We start from the raw sequence: 1838 nt of genomic DNA on the forward strand, positions 1-1838 counted from the left end.
AGAGGCTGGGACAAAACCCCAGTAAATAAAAAGTAAGGCGTTGGAGCTTACACTAAAAAAGTGTAGCCCCCACGCCTTTTTTGTCGCTATTTTAGTAAACAAAAAGGACACCTTTTGATAAAATTAAAGTGACCAAACAATAATTTTGGAGGTGTCCTTATGTTTAAACATTATACCATGAACCAAGTAGTTTTGCCGCTGGATTTAGAAATTAAGTTAAAAGAAAACGATATTGCCTTTGCGATTAATGATCTTGTCGAGAGTATCCCAGAAGAAGCTTTCGAGGATTTCTTACGACAAACTGGCCGTCCTGCCTACCATCCTCGTATGATGCTGAAAATTATTTTGTGTGGGTATACGCAATCCGCGTTTTCTGGCCGTAAAATAGAAGCTTTATTACAGGATAGTATCCGCATGATGTGGTTGGCTCAAGGACATGAACCCAGCTATCGCACGATCAATCGATTCCGTTCTAATCCACTCAGCGAAAAGTTATTGCGTGAATGCTTTGTACAGTTCCGTAATCAGCTTGTTGAAAAGGAATTGATTGAAGAGGAAGCAATTTTTATTGACGGAACGAAAATAGAAGCGAATGCAAATAAGTTCACCTTTGTGTGGCGGAAATCCGTTGAAAGATATAATAATAAGCTCATTGAAAAGTCTAATCAACTGTATGATGAGCTATTAGAGAAGGAGATCATCCCAGCAATAGAGCGAGAAAATGAAGAGGAACTTTCCGTCAAAGAAATAGAAGAAGTAGTCGAAAAGTTAGACGACAAAATCGAGGAATATAATAAAGAAATTGAAGCATCTGAAGTTGGGAGTGAACGGAAAAAGCTACGTTCCGAACGCAAATTTCCAAAACAAGCTCGCAAGAAGTTTACCGATTTCATTACCCGTAAACAAAAGTATCAAAACGATATGGAGATTTTCGGTGATCGCAATAGTTACTCAAAGACGGATCCGGATGCGACGTTTATGCGCATGAAGGACGACTACATGAAGAACGGTCAATTGAAAGCTGGTTACAATGTACAGATTGCGACGGAAGGTCAGTACGCGCTCGCTTACGATGTTTTTCCAAACCCGACAGATACACGCACCTTAATTCCTTTTCTCGACACGATTGAAGAAAACTTTTTTGAACTGCCAGAACACATTGTGGCAGATGCAGGATACGGTAGTGAACAGAATTATGAAGATATCCTCGAAAAACGAAATCGAACGCCGCTTATTACATACAATCAATATCGAAAGGAGAAGAAAAAGAAGCATAAGGACAACGCTTTTCATGTGGACAATTGGGAATATAATGAGGACGAAGATACTTTTCTGTGCCCAAATGGTCGAAAAGTACGGTTTAGCCATCATTCCAAACGAACAGACAAGTACGGATTCACACGTGAATTTAAAGTGTACGAATGTGAGGACTGTTCGGGCTGTCCACTCCGCGATTTATGCACGAAAGCAAAAGAAGGGAACAACCGAAAAGTCTACATTAATGAAAAGTGGGAGTCCCAAAAAGAATATGTACGTACGAAGCTTTCAGACGAGAAGACTGGTGAAATTTACGGAAAACGTAAAATCGATGTAGAACCAGTGTTCGGATTTCTGAAGGCTAATTTGGGTTTCACTCGTTTTTCCGTTAGAGGAAAACAGAAAGTGAAAAATGAATTAGGAATTGCATTGATGGCGGTGAACTTGAGAAAGTACACCGCCACGAACGGTAAATTAGTACCGGGAGATAGAAACAACTCCACAAAAAAGGTTCCAAGCAAACTTTTGATTTGCTTGGAACCTTTTTATTTACTACTTTTGGCTAGTTATGTCCCAGCCTC

1 protein-coding gene is annotated in these 1838 nt (G+C 39.8%); it reads left to right on the top strand.

The features are described 5' to 3' along the window. Window positions 1–159: 159 nt before the first annotated feature. A partial coding sequence (locus tag DCC39_RS18730; RefSeq protein WP_240613706.1) for an IS1182 family transposase occupies window positions 160–1838 on the top strand: 1679 nt, incomplete at its 3' end.

The sequence above is a fragment of the Pueribacillus theae genome (assembly GCF_003097615.1).
GTDB lineage: Bacteria > Bacillota > Bacilli > Bacillales > UBA6769 > Pueribacillus > Pueribacillus theae.